The sequence below is a fragment of the Streptomyces sp. NPDC046261 genome, from assembly GCF_040646235.1.
GTDB lineage: Bacteria > Actinomycetota > Actinomycetes > Streptomycetales > Streptomycetaceae > Streptomyces.
In genome coordinates this window covers 210,506-228,058 of the sequence record NZ_JBEYZU010000007.1, presented here as the reverse complement: position 1 = coordinate 228,058, position 17,553 = coordinate 210,506, and the positions used below count along the sequence as shown (strand labels likewise).

Below are 17,553 nucleotides of genomic sequence, written 5' to 3'. Positions count from 1 at the left end.
GGTCTCCTGCCAGGGGTCGGGGCGGCGGGTCGGGCGGTGCCGGTGGCGGCGCGTCAGGCAGCTGGTGGCATTCCTCTACTTATGAGCGGTTTGCCGTAGTTTATTCCTGACATGTTGATCAGCCACGCGCGTGCCCGGACGGACGCCGGTCAATCCCCTGACCTACTCGTTCACCCCTGGCGTCCCCCCGGCCACCGCCCGGGCGGCTCCTGACCGCCCGTTCCGTCGTCCTCTCCCGTGCCCTGCGGGCCACCCGGCCGCCCGAACGTGACATCGCCGTGGACGTGCCCCGCCTGGATCACTCCCTCCGTACGCGCCTGCCCCGAGACCTCGTTGTGGACGTGGACGTGGACGGTGCCGTGGCCGCCCCGCGGCACGGGGAAGTCCTCGGGCTCCCGCCACCGTGCCCCCGCGAAGTGCCGCAACGCGGCCGCGAGGTCCACCGGGACAGCGGTGCTCGTGGACAGCGGAAGGACGAAGAACCACCCGTCACCGGCGCGGAAGTACCGGGCGGGAGCCGGCGCGCCGGGCCGGGGCAGCACCTGAAGGGCGTAGACCTTGGTGTCCCTCTTGCGGTGGACGAACTTGCGTACGGCCACTTCCCGCACGTCCGCCCAGGCCAGCCGGCCATGGTGGCGGCCCACGCGGAACTCGATGTGCGCCGGTGTCAGGCGCAGCGCCTGCACCTGGCGCGGCAGCAGCCAGTGGAACACGGTGATCAGCGCCCCGAAGCCGCACATGGTCAGGAACGCTCCGACGGCCACCAGCCAGTTCCCCTGCACGCCCGAACGGATGAGGACCATGACCGCGAGGAAGAGGATCACCGGCCAGTGGGCGAGGGAGAACCGGCGATGTCTGCCCTCGGCACTGAAGGCGTGCTCGTCGGCGTGGACGGTCCAGCCCTTGGCCGAGGCCATCGGGGACCTGGCGAACTCGGCGACCATGTCGCCCAGCCGGGGGAAGGGCGCGGAGGCCGCGGGGGACCGGGCGGGCCGCGGATACGGCGCGGGCCGGTCGGCGCGGGGATGCGGCACGGCCGCGGGGGCGTCGCCCTGCGCGGTGCCGGCCAGGTGCTCCTGGAGCCGCAGGTGGCGGAACCGGTAGACGCCGCCGCTGCGCTGCAGCAAACCACCGTGGTGCGCGTCGCGCAGGAACTCCATCAGCGACCAGGGCACCCGCCCGGCGATCGCCAGACACCCCTTGGCCAGCAGCCAGCGGCTCCACAGGCTCATCAGCAGGAGCATCGCCGAGGCCCCGAACCAGGCGGTGACGCCCCGTGCCAGGGCCGCGCCGGCGGTGTCGTGGCCGAACCAGCCGAACGCCCCCTGCCCGACGCCGATCAGCACGGCCACCGTGCCCACCGAGAGCCAGGCCGCCGTGCGCTCGCTGCCCAGCACCTCGTCGGGCGTGCTCGCGTCCTCCGTGTCCGACGGGGCGGCGATCGTCACCATGACCAGCGGCGCCAGTACGGTGCTGCACAGGATCATCACCAGGTAGGGGCGGACGTCGTACGCCCCGAGGGCCGCGGCGGTGAACAACGCGGCGGGCACCACGATCACCGCCGACGCCTTCAGGCCCCGCCCGAGGGAAGCAGCCCGGCCGGCCGAGCGCAGGGCGGCACCGATGCGGAACGGATTGGCGCGCCGGCGGGGTCGCGCCAGCCTGAACCCGAACCACATGTCCACCGCGATCCAGGCGGCCATGGCGTGCACCAGGCCGTTGGTCAACGCCGTCTCCAGCTCCCAGCCGGCCGCACCCCCCGCCCGCGAGGAGGCGAACCGGTCACGGGCCACCGCGGCGACCTCCGACAGGGCGAAGCACACCATGGCCAGGATGGGCAGCGCCATGACGCGCACCAGGGCCGTGCGGTGCAGGTCCCACCAGGCGAACTCCGTGGTGCGGCGGCCGGTGAGGTGGCGGGCCAGATGGCCGAGCCAGTGCCGCGAGCGCCCCGGGTGCCACTGGTGCGGCGCGTGCAACCGGTCCGGCGCCTGGGGCTGCTGGGTGAACACCGCCGGGATGATCAGGTCGAGCAGGTACCTCTCGACCGCCTCCCGCGAAGGGAAGGGCCGGCGCACCAGGTCCAGCGGATCGGCGGGCGGCGCCTGGAAGCCCCGGCGGGCCAGCCAGATCATCAGCGGACTGGTCAGGGCCTGGGCAACGGGCCCCGCCGGCTCCTGGTCCACGACGTCGAGCATCAGCTTCCAGCTCCGGCGGACCTGGGGCGCCGCGGACCGCAGCAGATAGGCGGTCGCGTCCTCCAGACCGACCGGCTGCGCCTCGATCACCGCGGCCCGTGCGAGGCGGGCCCCCGCCTCCTCTCCCGCCCGGTACTCCCGCGTACGGGAGGTGAGGACGACCGCGTCCTTCTCGCCCAGGGCCCGGTCGATCTCACGGACCACCAGGGACCGCCGGTGCGCGGGAAGCTCGTCGAGCCCGTCGAGCACGGGCAGGACGAGCCCGTCCTGGACCAGCCGCGCCGCGGGGTGGGAGCCGTCGACGCGCGGCAGGCCGGGATGGTCCTCGGCTATCCGCCGCGTCAGCCAGCCGCGGAAGTGCTCCCGGGCCGGATCCCACGACTCCAGCGTCAGCACGACGGGCACGGGCGGCCGTACGTCACCGCTCCCGGCGTCGCGCGGCGCGTGCCGCGCCGTCAGACAGCGTTCCGCCAGCTCCAGGGCCAGCAGCACGGCCAGCGTCGACTTGCCCGCGCCCGGGCCGCCCAGCACCACCAGCCGGCGGTGGGCCTGACCGAGGAAGACATCCGCCATCCTCGCCATCTGCTCACCGTGCCCGCCGCCCCGTAACTCGGGCCAGTCCGCCCGCCAGCGCACCGCCAACGGCTCGTCCGACGCCAGATCCCAGGCGTTCAGCTCCGCCGACCACTGCGCCCGGATGCTGCGCGCCAAGGACCACGCGGCCCGTTCGACGGGATCGGCGGCGGGCGGCAGGTGCACGGTGACGTCCCCGTGGACGTGGCCGATCTGCAGCACGTACTCCGCCGTGCCCCGCATGACGTTGTGGGAGCGCAACTCGTCTGCCATGACGGCATTGTGGGCCACAAGTGCGGCCGTATCGCCCCCCTTGCGCAAGAGACGGAAGGGACCCGAGGCCGCGCTGCCTCACGTGCCGCGCCCCTGCGCCGGAGGCGTCCCGGGCCGTCCGGAACTGCCCCCGTCCGTGGCGCGTTCCCGTTCAGGAGGGCCGGAGCGAGTGGCCGGAGCGAGGGGCGGGAGGACGCGGGGTGACGAGCGAGCTGGTGCCCGGGGGGAACCGGGCGCTGCCCGCGGGCGCGCTGACGATACGGGTGCCCGGCCCGTTCGACGTGTCGGCGATCGTCACCGGCGAGGACGGCAGGACGTCGGGCGACGGCGACTTCGTGTTCTTCAACCAGCCCCGCGCGCCCGGCGCCCGGCTGGACGGCGACACCCTCACCGTGGACCCGGCACGCCTGCGACCGGGCGCCCGGCGGGTCACGGTGGTGCTCAGCCCGGCCGACGCCCGTACCCCGCTGGCGGCGCTGCCGTCCCCGGTCATGACCGTCGCCGGCGGCGGCCGGGTGCTGGCCCGGTTCACCCCGCTGCGGCCGGCCGCCGAGACGGTGCTGCTGCTCGCCGAGCTCTACCGGCGTGAGACCGGATGGAAGGTGCGGGCGCTGGGGCAGGGGTACGCGGAGGGGCTGGCCGGGGTGGCCCGCGACTTCGGCATCGACGTCGAGGACGACGCGGGCCCGCCCCCGTCCCTACCGCCGTCCGGCCGTTCCGCACCGGCCGGCCCCGGCCCGGCGTCGGCCGCCGCTCCCGGCGGCCAGGACCCTCTGCTGGACCTCGTCAACTCCCGGCGGTCCCGGGCCGGTGTGCGCCCGGTGACGGTGGACGCGCGGCTGGCCGCGGCCGCCCGCGCCCACGCCGCCGACATGGCGGCCCACGGCCGGCTGTCCGCCGACAGCCCGTCCGGGACCTCCCTCTTCCAGCGGGTCACCGCGGCCGGCTACGCCTACCTCATACTCACCGAACACCTGGTCTCGGGCCCGCGCACACCGGCGGAGTTCATGGACTACTGCCTGACGGGGCCCGAACGTCACGGCCCCTTCGCCGACGCGACGTTCACCCACCTCGGACCCGGCCACGCGGTGGACGCCACGGGCCGGACGTACTGGACGGTGCTGTGGGTCCGGCCGTACTCACCGGCCGGCCTGGAGCAGGCCGTGGCCGACGTACTCGCCCTCACCAACGCGGAACGGGCCGCGGCCGCCCTGCCCCCGCTGGCCGCCGACCCGCGCCTGGCCACGGCGGCCCGGGCCCACAGCGACGACATGGCCCGCCGCGACTTCTACGCCCACACCACCCCCGAAGGACGCGAGCCCTGGGACCGGGCCCGGGCCGCCGGCGCCACGCACCGCGCGATCGGCGAGAACATCGCCTGCGGCCAGCGCACGCCCGCGGAGGTCGTCCGCGGCTGGATGGACAGCCCCGGCCACCGCGCCAACATCCTCACCCCCCACTTCACCCACCTGGGCGTGGGCTACGCCCCCGGCGGCCGGGCCGGCACGTACTGGACCCAGCTCTTCGGCGGAGCCTGTTGAGAGTGCAACCGCCGCCCCCGCGGCGATTCCGCGGGCTCCGCACCATGGCCACAACCGCCGGCGAGGAGAGAGGGTGGGCGGACACGAGGTGGCACGGTCCCACGGGACCGGGGCCGGGCCCAGGACGAGGCAGGAAGAAGGAGGCACCATGAACCGGCAGGACGGGCCGGACCGGCCTTACGACGTCGTGATCTTCGGAGCGACGGGGTTCGTCGGGGAGATCACCGCCGAGTATCTGCTGGCGCACGCGCCGCAGGGCTGCCGGTGGGCCATCGCCGGGCGCAACAGAGAGAAGCTGGAGCGGCTGCGGGAGCGCCTGGCCGCGCTCGACCCCGCCCGGGCGGCCGGCCTCGCGCTGGTGACCGCGGACGCGGCCGACCCGGCGGCGATGCGGGAGCTCGCCGAGTCCACGCACGTCGTCGCCTCCACCGTCGGCCCGTACATGTGGTACGGGGAGGAACTGGTCGCCGCCTGCGCGGAAGCCGGCACCGACTACACGGACCTCACCGGTGAGCCGGAGTTCGTGGACCTGATGTTCGCACGGTACGACGCGCGGGCCCGGGAGACCGGCGCGCGGATCGTGCATTCCTGCGGCTTCGACTCGCTGCCGCACGACCTGGGCGCCTACCTCACGGTCCGTCAGCTGCCGGAGGGCGTGCCTCTGCGGGTCGACGGATTCGTCCAGGCGTGGGGGCTCGTCTCCGGCGGGACGCTGGCCTCGTCCCTGGCCATCCTCCGGCGTCAGCCGCAGGCGCTGGCCGCGGCCCGGGAGCGACGCTCGCTCGAGCAGCCGCCGCCGGGCCGCCGGGTCCGGGCACCGCTGGGCGCGCCCCGGTTCAGCAAGGAGACGGGCACCTGGGCCCTGCCCCTGCCCACCCTCGACCCCGTCGTCGTGCGCCGCTCGGCCGCCGCGCTGGAGCGGTACGGCCCCGACTTCCGCTACCGCCACTACGCCTCGGTGAAGACGCTCCCCATGGCGCTGGCCGGCCCCTTGGCGATCGGCGCGTTCGCGGCGGCGGCGCAGGTGCCGGCCGTCGGCTCCTGGCTGATGAACCGTTACGCCTCGGGGCGCGGCCCGAGCGCGGAGCGGCGGGCCCGCAGCTGGTTCCGGCTCCGCTTCGTCGGCGAGGGCGGCGGCCGCCGGGCGCTCACCGAGATCACAGGCGGCGACCCGGGCTACGACGAGACAGCGAAGATGCTCGCGGAGACCTCCCTGAGCCTCGCACTGGACGACCTGCCCAAAACCTCGGGCCAGGTCACACCGGTGACGGCGACGGGCGACGCCCTGGTCGAGCGGCTACGGGCGGCCGGCATCTCCTTCCGCGTCCGGAGCATGCCGGCGCCGTGACCCGGTGCCGGTGATCCTTCACCGAAGGCACCGGCACCGCCGCCGGCGGTCTCTCTTCGGATCTCACGCCAGGCCGGCGCGCCGGGCGACGGACTCGGCATGGGCCGCGAGCAGGGCCATCACATCGGTGGGGGCGTCGTCGGCGGCGTGCAGATGCTCGACGGCGCACAGGGCGGTCAGCGCCACGTCCAGCAGCTCCCGCTCCACATCGCGCATCGTCGCCGACACCCCCTTGCGGGGATTCTGGCCGGTCGCCCCGACGAGCGCGGCGATCACCTCGCCGGACTCCTCGGCGACCTTGGCCACCCGCCCCCACAACAGGGCTTCCGGTGTCCGCGCCCGGTTCTCGGGCGAGCCGTCGATCCACTGCGACATCGCACGTACGAGTGCGTTCGTATCGGTTGTCGCCCGCTCGCCCTCGGTCCTCGCGGTCATGTGTCCCGTCCCTCCCCGACGCCGGATGCGACCACCAGGCTGCACCCTCGCGGGAGCGTCCCGCGGCCGCCCGGGGCGGAAGCGGGCGGGCGAGCGTTACGGGCGCCGGCCCCGGTTCAGCACTGGGGGCGTCGGCCGTGGTTGGCCCCGTGCTTTCGACGTGCCTTCTTCTTGCGGCGCCGCTTCGAGGACATGACGTCTCCCTCTCCGAATGGGGCTTTTGCTGGAACTTATCCCATTCTGGAGTGGTTCACTCGATGACGCGCGCCGCGTGCCTTACCAATAGTGCTTGCGGCCGAATACCGCGTGTCCCATCGATCCGAGCAGGAAGAATATGGCTCCGAGGACGACGAGGATGATGCCGAGCGTCCACAGGATGCCGATGTTCGCCACGAATCCGATGATGAGCAGGATGACGCCGAGCGTGATCATGATGGCCTCCTGATCTCCGCCGTCCGGCCCGGCGCCCGGAGTGGCGGTCCGGGCCGGTGGGTGGCTGGCTGTCACGCACGGTCACTTTTCGTGGGAAGCCGGTGGGCCGGCCGGTGCCCGTGCGTCGTTGTTCACGTGGTGAGCAGGCGGTTGAAGAACGACCGGTAGTGGCGCAGGGCCACACGGAGGTCTTCGGTGTCCACCTCCTCGCCCCGGTTCCACTGTCCCTCCAGGTCCTCCTTGTGTCGCGCGAAGGTCGTGGCCAGCGTCTGCATGACCTCCGCGACGAGGGTGTCGGCCTTGTGCACGGCTTCGCGTGGATCGTCCACGAACTGCGCCTGGATGTCCTGCCAGCGCTCCCGGAAGCCCTCCTCGTCCTCCGGCGTCAGGAGTTCCGGTACCTCGTCCTCCGCCCCGGTGTCGGTCTCCGTGGGCGGGGAGGCCGCTTCCGCCTCTCCTGCCGGGCCGGTGCCCTCACCGGGGAAGGTGGGCAGGTCGGACCGGCTTTCCGTCTCTTCTCCCGTCTCTTCCGGCTCTTCGCCCGTGTCCCGGTCGCTGACCCCGGCCAGGTCCTCGGTGGACAGGCCGCTCTCGCCGGTTCCGGGTATGTCTTCGCGTCGCATGTCTCCTCCGTCGGTCCCGTGTCCGCCCCTCGCGGGACGGCACCCGCCGGTCGTGCACGGTGAGCGGGTCACGCCCGGGCGTGACGGGCCTGGCCCCCGTTCGAGAGCAGCTCGTCGAAAAGGGCGCGGTAATGCACCATGGCGCCCCGCAGCTGCTCGGTGGTCGCCTCGTGTCTCATGCTCAGTGCGTTGACCTCGTGAGCGCTGCGGTAGTGCTCCAGCGTGCGGCCGTGCTCGACCGAGAGGTCCTTGAGGCGCTGTTCGAAGTTCTCGGTCGGATAGCCGCGCTCATGCATCAGCGAGGTCACCAGGAGGTCCGCGTCCTGGACGGCGTCCTCAGGATGGTCCACGAATTCACTTTGCACGCTGGTCCATTCCCGGACGTACCGGTCCCGGGCACCGCTTTCCAGCGGCTTGATGTCCAGCGAGTCATGGCGCTTCTCGCGTGCGCTCAGGTCGCGCTCGGCCGCCAGTCGGTCGCCGCTTTCCTCGACCGTCCGCTCGTATTCCGGGCCGAAGCGCTCGCGTAGCCGGCGGCGGCGCACGGTGAGAAAGGCTGCAAGGCCGATAACGATAACCACCGCCACGATGGGGAGGATGATCGCCAGAAGAATGCCGGTTGACATCGGACCGAACCCCCTCGATATGTCGGATACGCCGCTTTTATCTTAAACTTCCGCAGCGCTCAGCGGAATGGTTGAATCGAGTACGAGCCCGGCCTTCACCACGCGACCAGCAGTTTCGCCGGCGCCACGACGTTGATGCTCGGCTCGTACACACGCGCCTGGTCCGGGACCAGGCGCAGGCCCGGCCGGTGACGCATGAGCGCGGTGATGCCGGCCCGGGTCACCGTCCGGGCGAGGTTGGCGCCGAGGCAGTAGTGCAGCCCTTGGGAGAAGTGCAGGCTGCCGGCCAGGTGCGGGCGGTGCGGGTCGAAGGCGTCGGGCCGAAGGAAATGCCTCTCGTCGCGGTTCGCCGACGCCGTCATGACCCACAGGACCGCGCCCGCCGGGACCGGGACGCCGCCCACCTCCACCTCGGCCGCCGTCATCCGGAACACGCCCAGGGCGGGTCCGGAGCGGCGGAGCGTCTCGCTGAACACCCCGTCGAAGCGGCCGGGTTCGTCGCGGAGCGCCCGCCAGCGGTGCGGCTCTTCCAGCAGTTCCTTGCACAGATTGACCAGGGCGAAACTGGTGGGGCGGAAGCCGGCGGTGACGATGTCGAAGCTGATGAGGCTGATCAGCTCCTCCTCGGTGTAGTCGGCCTCTCCCCTCGACACCTTCTGCGTGAGAAGGCTGATCAGATCGTCCTGGGGCACGCGTCGCCGCATGCGGATGACGTCGGTCAGGTACTCCTCCCACTCCTGGATGTCCTTCGCATAGGCGAGTTGCAGATGCGCGGGAGGCTGGCCGAAGAAGAACGCGTCGACCGCCCGGTGATAGCGCAGGATGCGGTCGTAGTCCCCGGTGGGCAGCCCGGCCAGCTCGATGACGATGGTGTTCGCCAGCGGGCGGGCGTACGCCTCGACGAGATCCACGGGCGGTTCGGAGGGAATCTCACCGGCCCGCAGGTCGGCCATCTCCTCGATCCGGGGCTCCAGCCGCTTGACGCCTTTGGCGGAGAAGGACGGCACGACCGGCTTGCGCAGTCGGTCGTGTGCCGGGGGTCCGTCGAATCCCATATTGGGCGCCGTGAACGTGCTGGTGCTCCGGAGCACCTCACGGACTTCCGGGGGATAGCTCGACATGATGATGGACCGCGTGGACGCGGGAAAGAGCGCGGAATTCTTGAGAACCCATGACACGTCGTCGTACCGGGACACGATCCACATGCGCAGATCTTCGCTGTAGAACACCGGTGCCTCGTCCCGCAGGCTCTTCAGCATCGGATACAGATCGGCCGATCCATGGGAGAGGAACGTGGCCGCCACCGACTCGGGAGAGAGCAGGGGGCAGCCCTGTGCCTTGGTCCCGTTGTCCGTCACGGTGGGGGAGTTGAGGAAATCCGGCAACGTCGGCCCTGCTTTCGATCGACTTGGTGGCGCATGCCACAACAGTTGGTCTCCGGGGGTGTCGACGTATCAGTCGCTGTGTTCAGGCTCGCACTCCTGCGTGAGACACGTGGTCCGCCGCCCCTGTGTTCACCGGACCCTCTTGACGGGAGCCGGGGCGCCGGGCGCGGCGCGGGCGGCCACGACAGCCAGGGAATTCCCGCCCCCGGAGCACCACGGGAATCACGGAACCTCACAGGGCCAAGGGCTGCCGCATCCGCTACGGACGCGCCCCGCGCCCGTCCGCCTGACACGTTCGGTACGTGTACTCGGGAAGATACGCACGCCGGTAGACGGCCCTTGAGGGGCATATACGTCCTTCGGCAGGCAGTCGCATGCCGTCGAATTCCGTGTTTCCGCCCGGTGGGGCCATCGAAGGAGGGCCACTGCCCAGGGGACCGGTGTCCGCCACGGCCGGCGGTATCCGCACGGCGGCCGCGGCAAGGCCGCGCGCGGTGCTCACTCCCCACGGCAACCGGCACCGACCAGGGCGTTCGTCCCCGCTCCGCCCGTGCGCGCCGGGCCGGCGGCGATGCCTTTCACCGGCCCGCGAGGCCGAATCGAGCCGCGCCGTCCGGCCGGGAAGGGACGTCGGGCGACGGTCGGCACGACGCCCCTCGGGCGATCTCATTGATCATCCGATGCCCGCCCCGGTCAGGGAGAATGGAGTGCGGATCACGGGCCGTTCAGGGGGAGTTGCCGAATTTCTCGTGGGGGTCCTGTCAAACGGGGGAAACATGAATGCGAAGGTGACCGTTCTCGGCCTGGGGCCCGTGGGTACGGCATTGGCCGAAGCGTTTTTGGCGGCCGGCCACCGCACGACCGTCTGGGCCGGTACCCCGGGTTGGGCGGACGCCCTGGCCGGGCGGGGCGCGGTGGAGGCGGGCTCGGCCGCGGAGGCCGTGGCGGCGAGCCCACTGGTCGTGATCCGGATGGGGACGTACGAGGCCGTCCGCGAGGTCCTGGACCCCGTGGCTGCCGCCGGCGGGCTCGGGGGCCGCTGCCTCGTCAACCTCACCCCGGGCTCGCCGCCGCACGCACGCGCCGCGGCGGATTGGGCGCGACGGCACGGCGCCGACTACCTCGACGGCGCGGTCATGACGACGTCGCCGCCGGGGATAGGGAACCCGGACTTCCCGGTGCTCTACAGCGGCTCACGGCCCGCCTTCGACGGCCATCGCGAGGTGCTCGCCGCGCTGGGCGAGCCGGTCCATCTGGGCACCGACACCGCACTGGCCTCCGTGTACGACACGGCGCTGCTGGGCCTGATGTGGGCCGCGCTGGCCGGCTGGTTACACGGGGCGGCGCTCGTCGGTGCCGACGGCCCCGGCGGGAACGAGACGGCGGCGGCCTTCACCGAGGTGGCCGACCGGTGGCTGAAGACCGTCAGCGGGCTCATGAGGAGCTATGCCCCACAGGTCGACTCCGGGCAGTACCCGGGGGGTGAACTCACCCTGCACCTGCACCGTTCGGCGATGGACCTCCTCATCCACGCCAGCGAGCTGCGAGGGGTGGCCTCCGATCTGCCGGAACTGTTGCGGGAGCTGAGCGCGCGGGCCATCGAGGCCGGGCACGGCGACGACAGTTACGCGCGTCTGGTCGAGGTCATGCGCAAGAACGTCCGGCCGTGAGCCCCGGCCGGTTCGGCGGAGGGCGGCCGGACGTCGCGCGACGGCATGCCCGCCCGTACCACCCTTCGCGCGGTTTCCTCCCTATGGCGGGCATCGGGTGTTCTGTGCTGTTTGGCGGCCGACCGGGGGTGGGCAGCCTGCAGTGGGACGATTCGGGCAGTCGGTTGGGGGCGTGAGGATGAAGACGCGTCAATGGCGAGTCGGCGCATGCGTGGCGGTGGTCGGTACGGTCGTGGTGGCGCTCGGTGGGTGCGGTGAGAGCGACGCGGGCCGGTCGGAGCCGGCCGCGTCCGTGTCCGTGTCCGCGTCGGCCCGCTCGGGCCCGTCGGCCCAGTCGGCCCCCTCCCCTTCGTCCCCTTCGTCGACTCCGCGAACCTCCTCGACCCCGTCGGGCTCCGCGTCGCCGCAAGACGGGAAGAACGGCGGGCGCGAGGTGCTGCCCGGGCTGCCGTCGGCGGGTGAGGCACGGCAGCAGCTGGGCAAGCTGGCGGTCGCCGAGCCGCGGTCGATGACCGGTTACAGCCGGGCGGCCTTCCCCCACTGGGCGCAGCAGGGCAACAAGTGCGACACGCGGGAGACGGTCCTGGAGCGGGACGGCCAGTCGGTCAAGCGGGACGCCGAGTGCCGGGCGACCTCCGGCTCGTGGCACAGCTTCTACGACGACAAGACGTTCACGGCGGCTTCCCAGGTCGACATCGACCACATCGTGCCCCTGGCCAACGCGTGGCGGTCGGGCGCCGACAAGTGGACCACCGACCGGCGCAAGGCGTTCGCCAACGACCTGGCCCACCCACAGCTGCTGACGGTCTCGGCGGCCTCGAACCGGAGCAAGGGCGACCAGTCACCGGACCAGTGGCAGCCCCCGGCGAAGTCCGCCTGGTGCGTGTACGGGCGGGCCTGGACGTCGGTGAAGAGCACCTACGGTCTCTCCGTCACCGAGAACGAGCGGAAGATGCTCACCACCATGCTGGGTACCTGTAAGCCATGAACAGTGAGCAATTCGAGCATTACCGGGACGAGGTGACCGCCGGCCCGGGCGGTGCGATGACCGACGAGGTCGGCGTCGTCACCGGTGACCTCACCGTCGTCACCGCACAGCGCCCGGACGGGCTGGCCGGCGTGCGGGTGCAGTACACCGGCGCGGAGGAGTGGTACACCCTCACCGGCAGCCCCCGCGCCGTACCACCCGCCGGACTGAAATCCCTGCACCAGGCGGTGCTCGAGGCCGTCCGGGCCGGCGGGGGCGCGCAGGTGCCCGGCTGAACCTCCCGTGCCGGGCGGCCCCGACGCGCCGGGGCCGCCCCGCCGGACCTCGTGTCCACCGACCGGTGGACAGGAGGTTCAACCGGCCGGGGCTGTCGGCGACACCACCGCGCCGACCAGCATGAACACCATGAACGATCTTCCTGTGCGCATGGCCCGCCACAGCGCCCGGCATCCCTGGCGCGCGATCGCCGGCTGGTTCCTCTTCGTCGCCCTGTGCCTGGGCGCCGGGGTGGCCGTCGGCGGCACCGCGGCCACCAGCGACGACTTCCGCATCGGTGAGGCGGGCCGGGCGGAGGCCATGGCGGCCGAAGGGGGCCTGCAGCAACGGCCCGTGGAGCGGGTGCTGATCACCGCCAGGCCCGGCGCGGCCCGCCTGGACGAGGCCGCGGCCCGGGCCGCCGCCCGTGACGTCACCGAGCGGATGGGCCGACTGCCCGGCGTACGGTCCGTGGCCGCGCCCGTGCGTTCCGCCGACGGCAGCGCGGTCCGCCTCGACGTGACCCTCAAGGGCCCCGAGCTGGACGGCAAGAAACACGTCGGCCCGCTGCGCGCACAGACCGACGCGGCGCAAAAGGCCCACCCCGGGCTGCGGATCGAGGAGACCGGCGGCCCCTCCATCAGCAAGGGCGTGGAAAAACAGCGCGGTGACGACCTCGCCCGCACCGAGGTGATCGCTCTGCCCGTCACCCTCATCACCCTGCTGCTGGTCTTCCGCTCCGCCGCGATGGCCACCGTGCCGCTGCTGCTGGCACTCTCCTCGATCGCCGCCGCCATCGGCCTGTCGATGCTCGCCTCGCACGTCTTCCCGGACGCGGGCGTCGGCACCAACGTCATCCTGCTCATCGGGCTGGCCGTCGGCGTCGACTACACCCTCTTCTACCTCAAGCGGGAACGGGAGGAACGCGCCCGCTGCGGTGGCCGGCTCGACGCCCGGGCCCTGGTGGAGCTGGCCGCGGCCACCTCGGGGCGGGCCGTCGTGCTGTCCGGGCTCGCCGTCGCCGTCTCCAGCGCCACGCTGTACCTGGCCGACGACGTCATCTTCTCCTCGATCGCCACCGGCGCCATCGTCGTCACCCTCGTCGCCGTCGCCAGCTCGCTCACCGTCCTGCCCGCCCTGCTCGCCACCTTCGGCGCGGCGGCCGAACGCCGGGCGGACCGCAAGGCCGAACGCGCGGCACGCTCCGGTGGAACGGCACGCCCACGGCGCACCCGGCGGCCGGGGCGCGGCAGCGGCCGCGTCACAGCCGCCATGCTGCGCCCCACGAGCCGGCACCCCGCCGCGACCCTGTGCCTCGCGGTCCTCGCCATGCTCGCCCTGGCCACTCCGCTGCTGGGCCTGAACCTGACCGACATGGGCCGCGAGACCCACTCGCGCTCCATCCCGGCCATGCGGACCTTCGACCGGCTGAACGCGGCGTTCCCGGAGCTGAAAGCCATGCACCAGGTCGTCGTACGCGCCGAACCCGGCCGCGCGGACGAGGTGACCGGCGCACTGCGCGACCTCGCCCGGCGCGCGGAGAGCGACCCGCACCTCGCCGGCACCGCGCACCTGCACACCTCGCCGGACCGCCGGATCAGCCTGCTGGAACTGCCCGTTCCGCACTATGTGAGCTCCGACGCCGCACAGACGTCCCTCGAGCGCGTACGCCAGGACTACCTGCCCGCCACCGTCGGCAGGCTGCAGGGCACGAAGAGCGCCGTGACCGGAGACGTCGCCCGCTACGCGGACTACCCCCAGCACCAGAAGCGGAAGCTGCCCCTGATCATCGGTTCCCTGCTGCTGGTCACCTTCGCCATGACGGTGTGGGCCTTCCGCTCCGTGATCCTCGGCCTGGTCGGCATCGCCTTGAACCTGCTCTCCGCCGTCGCCTCCCTCGGCCTGCTGACCCTGGTCTTCCAGGGCGAATGGGCCGAAGGACTGCTCGACTTCACCTCCACCGGCTCGATCGGCTCACGGGTACCGCTGTTCCTCTTCGTGATCCTCTTCGGCCTGTCGATGGACTACCAGGTGTTCGTCATCAGCCGGATCCGGGAAGCCGCCCTGCGCGGTGTACCGACCCGCAGGGCCGTGCTCGAGGGCATCGGCAGCTCGGCCGGCGTCGTCACCAGCGCCGCGTTCGTCATGGTGACGGTGTTCACCAGCTTCGTCTTCCTGCACATCATGGAGATGAAGCAGATGGGCTTCGCCCTGGCGGTGGCCGTGCTCCTCGACGCCGTGGTCATCCGCATCATGATCCTGCCCTCCGCCATGCTGCTCCTCGGCAACGCCAGCTGGTGGCCCTCACGCGGCATGCGCCGGGCGCAGGAGAACGCCGCCCCCGCCGAGCGGCCGTTGGAAAACGTAGGCTGACCAGCATGCATCAACAGCCGCTGACGGGTGACCAGCCCTGGATACGACGACTGCGCCGGTGGTACGCGGTGTGCTGGGTCCTGCTGGGTCCGGTCCCCTCGGTCCTGGGCGGCCGCGACGACTCCGGCACGCCCAAGTACTGGGCGCTGGCACTGCTGACCGTACTCGCCGCCGGCTACGCGCTCGTGGAGGCGTTCTCCGGCAGCCGGCTGGTGCGCCCGGTCGCGTATCTGTGGGTCCTGGCCCTCGGCGTGGGGGCGATGGCGGCTCTGCCGGGCGGCGGCGCGGCGTTGTTCATCGTCTCGCTCCCGCAGTTCTGGATCCTCGCCCGCAGCCCGCGGACGGCGATCGCCCTCAGCGGTGTCGCCGCCGCGGGGACGGTCGCCGGCAGCACCGTCCAGTACGGGGAACTCCTCAGCGGCAACGCCGTCTTCGCGCTCATCGGCTACGCGGCCGGAGTGCTGCTCGGCCTCCTGGTGCACCGGCTCGTCCAGCAGGGTGAGGAGCGCGCCCGCCGGCTGGGCGCCGAACTGGCGGACACCCAGCGCCGGCTGGCCGAGGCACACCGGCGCCAGGGCGCCGTGGAGGAGCGCGAACGGCTCGCACGGGAGATCCACGACACCCTGGCCCAGGGCTTCGCGTCCATCATCATCCTCGCGGAGGCGGCCCGTTCGAACCTGGAGGCGCAGCCGGCGAAGTGCGCCCGGCAACTGGCGTCCATCGAGCAGACGGCGCGCGAGAACTTCGCCGAGGCACGCCTCCTCGTCGGCTCCGCCCCGCAGGGCGGCGCGGCCCCCGCCTCCGTCGCCCGGACGCTGCGCCGGACCCTGGAGCGGTTCGCCGAGGACACCGGGCTGGACGTCGACGCGGAGCTGCCGGACATCGACTGCGACCAGCGGACCCGGATCGCCCTCCTGCGCTGCACCCAGGAGTCGCTGGCCAACGTGCGCAGGCACGCGGCCGCCTCGACGGTGGGTGTCGTCCTGGCACGGCACCCGCACGGCGTCGAGCTGGAGATCACCGATGACGGCCGCGGTTTCGTGGTCGAGGAGTCGTACGGCTTCGGCCTCGACGGCATGCGCACGCGCCTGGCCGAACTCGGCGGCGCGCTCACCGTGACCAGCTCCGTCGGCGAGGGCACCCGCGTGCTCGCCGAGATCCCCACGAACGGTCAGGTGTGACATGGCGGACGTGACGCGGGACAGGCTCCGCATCATCGTGGTGGACGACCATACGGTCATGCGCGCCGGCGTGGTGGCCCTGCTGGCCGCGGAGCCCGCCATCGACGTGGTCGGCGAGGCCGGCGACGGCCGCGCGGGTGTCGAACTCGCCCAGCGGCTGCGGCCCGACGTGGCCCTGGTCGATCTGCGGATGCCCGTCCTGGACGGAGTGGCCGCCACCGCCGAGATCATCGCGGGCGGGACCGGTACCCGGGTGCTGATCCTGACGACGTACGACACCGACGCCGAGATCGAGCGGGCGGTCGAGGCGGGCGCCATCGGCTATCTGCTCAAGGACACCACGCGCGACCAGCTCGTCGACGCCATCCGCTCCGCGGCCCGGGGCCAGACGGTCCTGGCCCCCCGGGTCGCGGAGCGGCTCGTCGCCCGCATGCGGCGGCCCGCCCCGGTGGCGCTGACCGCACGCGAGGTGGATGTGCTGAACGCGGTCGCCGACGGACTGTCCAACGCCGACATCGGCAGGCGGCTCGTCATCGGGGAGGCGACGGTCAAGACGCACCTGCTGCGGGTCTTCGCCAAGCTCGACGTCAGCGACCGTACGCACGCGGTGGTCGTCGCCCTCGAACGCGGCTTGCTGACCCGCCCCGGGCAGGGCCCGCTCTCCTGAGACGGGTGGCGCGCCGCGCACGCCACCGCCCGTCCCCCGCATGACGCCGGGCTCACCCGCCGATGCGTACCGCCTGCCCGGAGACGCGTACGCGCGCGTCGGCGGGGTCCACGGCCACGAGCAGATCGCTGGGACGGCCCATGTCCTCGCCCTGGCGAATGCGGATGACCGCCTCCTGACGGACCTCTCCGGTCGCCCGCAGATAGCCGCCCAGCGCCGCGGCTGCCGCGCCCGTCGCGGGGTCCTCCACGACGCCGCCCACCGGGAACGGGTCGCGCGCGTGGAAGAGCAGCTCGCTCTCCCGCCACACCAGCTGCACGGTGGTCCAGCCGTGCGACCGCATGACGTCGGCCAGGGCGTCGAAGTCGTAGGCCAGATCGGCCAGTCGTGCCCGGGAGCCGGCGGCCAGGACGAGGTGTTCGTTGCCGCCGAAGGCGACGTGCGGCGGCAGCGCCGGGTCCAGGTCCTCGCGCGTCCAGCGCAAGGCGGCGAGCGCCGCGTCCAGTTCGGCGTCCCCGGCCGGGCGGGAGCGGGTGGGCGCACTGGTGAGGGTCGCCCGGACCGCGCCCTGCCCGTCGGCGACCGTCGCCACCCGGATGTCACCCACGGCCGTGTCGAAGACCACCTCGCCGGGCCCGAGGCGCTCGGCGAGGGCCACCGCGGTCGCGACCGTGGCGTGACCGCAGAACGCGACCTCGGCCAGAGGGCTGAAGAAACGCAGCCGGAAACGGCGCGCGGCCTCCTCGCCGCCGGTGATGAACGCGGTCTCGGAGTAGCCCACCCCGGCGGCCACGGCGAGCATCCCCGCCTCGTCGAGACCCGCGGCGTCGAGGACGACGCCCGCCGGGTTCCCACCCGCCGGGTCGGAGGTGAAGGCGGCATAGCGCAGGATCTCGACGGAACGGACGGCGACGGTCTCGGTCTCAGTAGTCATGGGGCTTACTCTCCGTCAGGCAAGGCATCAGCACAAGCGATGGATTTCGAT

The 17,553-nt window shown here is 72.6% G+C and carries 15 protein-coding genes; 8 read left to right on the top strand and 7 right to left on the bottom strand.

The annotated features are described in order from the left end of the window. Positions 1–170: 170 nt before the first annotated feature. Entirely contained in the window at positions 171–3,044 is a 2,874-nt protein-coding gene (locus tag ABZ956_RS16180) for a hypothetical protein (protein WP_361893024.1), read from the bottom strand. Positions 3,045–3,244: 200 nt separating this feature from the next. On the opposite strand from ABZ956_RS16180, the gene ABZ956_RS16175 reads away from it, so the two are divergent. Together ABZ956_RS16175 and ABZ956_RS16170 are read left to right on the top strand one after the other, a co-directional pair. Continuing rightward, the gene (locus ABZ956_RS16175; RefSeq protein ID WP_361893021.1) at positions 3,245–4,585 is read left to right on the top strand and encodes a CAP domain-containing protein; all 1,341 of its coding nucleotides are present in this window, start codon (positions 3,245–3,247) and stop codon (positions 4,583–4,585) included. A gap of 148 nt (positions 4,586–4,733) precedes the next feature. Continuing rightward, positions 4,734–5,933 (top strand): saccharopine dehydrogenase NADP-binding domain-containing protein, encoded by a 1,200-nt coding sequence (locus ABZ956_RS16170; RefSeq protein ID WP_361893018.1) that lies wholly within the window; start codon positions 4,734–4,736, stop codon positions 5,931–5,933. 63 nt (positions 5,934–5,996) lie between these two features. On the opposite strand, the gene ABZ956_RS16165 is transcribed toward ABZ956_RS16170, so the two are convergent. From ABZ956_RS16165 to ABZ956_RS16145, 5 genes are all read right to left on the bottom strand, one after another. After that, positions 5,997–6,368, bottom strand: coding sequence for a MazG-like family protein (locus ABZ956_RS16165; RefSeq protein WP_361893016.1), 372 nt, complete (start codon positions 6,366–6,368; stop codon positions 5,997–5,999). A 276-nt stretch (positions 6,369–6,644) separates the two neighbouring features. After that, entirely contained in the window at positions 6,645–6,800 is a 156-nt protein-coding gene (locus ABZ956_RS16160; protein WP_361893267.1) for a DUF6131 family protein, read from the bottom strand. 131 nt (positions 6,801–6,931) lie between these two features. Continuing rightward, positions 6,932–7,423, bottom strand: coding sequence for a hypothetical protein (locus ABZ956_RS16155; protein ID WP_361893013.1), 492 nt, complete (start codon positions 7,421–7,423; stop codon positions 6,932–6,934). A gap of 68 nt (positions 7,424–7,491) precedes the next feature. Beyond that, positions 7,492–8,049, bottom strand: a complete 558-nt coding sequence (locus ABZ956_RS16150) for a hypothetical protein (protein WP_361893011.1) — start codon at positions 8,047–8,049, stop codon at positions 7,492–7,494. Positions 8,050–8,144: 95 nt separating this feature from the next. Continuing rightward, complete coding sequence (locus tag ABZ956_RS16145; protein WP_361893007.1) at positions 8,145–9,407, bottom strand: cytochrome P450; 1,263 nt, start codon at positions 9,405–9,407, stop codon at positions 8,145–8,147. Positions 9,408–10,210: 803 nt separating this feature from the next. Between ABZ956_RS16145 and ABZ956_RS16140 the strand changes: the two genes are divergently transcribed. The 6 genes from ABZ956_RS16140 to ABZ956_RS16115 all read left to right on the top strand — a co-directional run bounded on the left by ABZ956_RS16140 (position 10,211) and on the right by ABZ956_RS16115 (position 16,568). Continuing rightward, positions 10,211–11,104: an NAD(P)-binding domain-containing protein gene (locus ABZ956_RS16140; protein ID WP_361893005.1), complete on the top strand. Its 894-nt coding sequence runs from the start codon at positions 10,211–10,213 to the stop codon at positions 11,102–11,104. A 436-nt stretch (positions 11,105–11,540) separates the two neighbouring features. Further along, entirely contained in the window at positions 11,541–12,092 is a 552-nt protein-coding gene (locus tag ABZ956_RS16135) for an HNH endonuclease family protein (RefSeq protein WP_361893265.1), read from the top strand. Next, positions 12,089–12,367 (top strand): hypothetical protein, encoded by a 279-nt coding sequence (locus ABZ956_RS16130; protein WP_361893002.1) that lies wholly within the window; start codon positions 12,089–12,091, stop codon positions 12,365–12,367. Before ABZ956_RS16135 ends, ABZ956_RS16130 begins: the two co-directional genes overlap by 4 nt. 130 nt (positions 12,368–12,497) lie before the next feature. After that, positions 12,498–14,720 carry an MMPL family transporter gene (locus ABZ956_RS16125; RefSeq protein WP_361892999.1) on the top strand — a complete coding sequence of 741 codons (2,223 nt, stop codon included), beginning with the start codon at positions 12,498–12,500 and terminating at the stop codon, positions 14,718–14,720. Between the two features lie 5 nt (positions 14,721–14,725). Then, the gene (locus ABZ956_RS16120; RefSeq protein WP_361892996.1) at positions 14,726–15,901 is read left to right on the top strand and encodes a sensor histidine kinase; all 1,176 of its coding nucleotides are present in this window, start codon (positions 14,726–14,728) and stop codon (positions 15,899–15,901) included. Between the two features lies 1 nt (position 15,902). Continuing rightward, entirely contained in the window at positions 15,903–16,568 is a 666-nt protein-coding gene (locus ABZ956_RS16115) for a response regulator transcription factor (protein ID WP_361892994.1), read from the top strand. 52 nt (positions 16,569–16,620) lie between these two features. Here the strand turns inward: ABZ956_RS16115 and ABZ956_RS16110 are convergent, their stop codons facing one another. Next, positions 16,621–17,502: a PhzF family phenazine biosynthesis isomerase gene (locus tag ABZ956_RS16110; protein ID WP_361892991.1), complete on the bottom strand. Its 882-nt coding sequence runs from the start codon at positions 17,500–17,502 to the stop codon at positions 16,621–16,623. Positions 17,503–17,553: the final 51 nt, after the last annotated feature.

Bases quoted from the DNA above. Each gene is read 5' to 3' on its own strand.
- ABZ956_RS16110 (WP_361892991.1), bottom strand. From the start codon at position 17,502: ATGACTACTGAGACCGAGACCGTCGCCGTCCGTTCCGTCGAGATCCTG.
- ABZ956_RS16120 (WP_361892996.1), top strand. From the start codon at position 14,726: ATGCATCAACAGCCGCTGACGGGTGACCAGCCCTGGATACGACGACTG.
- ABZ956_RS16170 (WP_361893018.1), top strand. From the start codon at position 4,734: ATGAACCGGCAGGACGGGCCGGACCGGCCTTACGACGTCGTGATCTTC.
- ABZ956_RS16180 (WP_361893024.1), bottom strand. From the start codon at position 3,044: ATGGCAGACGAGTTGCGCTCCCACAACGTCATGCGGGGCACGGCGGAG.
- ABZ956_RS16150 (WP_361893011.1), bottom strand. From the start codon at position 8,049: ATGTCAACCGGCATTCTTCTGGCGATCATCCTCCCCATCGTGGCGGTG.
- ABZ956_RS16140 (WP_361893005.1), top strand. From the start codon at position 10,211: ATGAATGCGAAGGTGACCGTTCTCGGCCTGGGGCCCGTGGGTACGGCA.
- ABZ956_RS16155 (WP_361893013.1), bottom strand. From the start codon at position 7,423: ATGCGACGCGAAGACATACCCGGAACCGGCGAGAGCGGCCTGTCCACC.
- ABZ956_RS16115 (WP_361892994.1), top strand. From the start codon at position 15,903: ATGGCGGACGTGACGCGGGACAGGCTCCGCATCATCGTGGTGGACGAC.
- ABZ956_RS16125 (WP_361892999.1), top strand. From the start codon at position 12,498: ATGAACGATCTTCCTGTGCGCATGGCCCGCCACAGCGCCCGGCATCCC.
- ABZ956_RS16160 (WP_361893267.1), bottom strand. From the start codon at position 6,800: ATGATCACGCTCGGCGTCATCCTGCTCATCATCGGATTCGTGGCGAAC.
- ABZ956_RS16130 (WP_361893002.1), top strand. From the start codon at position 12,089: ATGAACAGTGAGCAATTCGAGCATTACCGGGACGAGGTGACCGCCGGC.
- ABZ956_RS16165 (WP_361893016.1), bottom strand. From the start codon at position 6,368: ATGACCGCGAGGACCGAGGGCGAGCGGGCGACAACCGATACGAACGCA.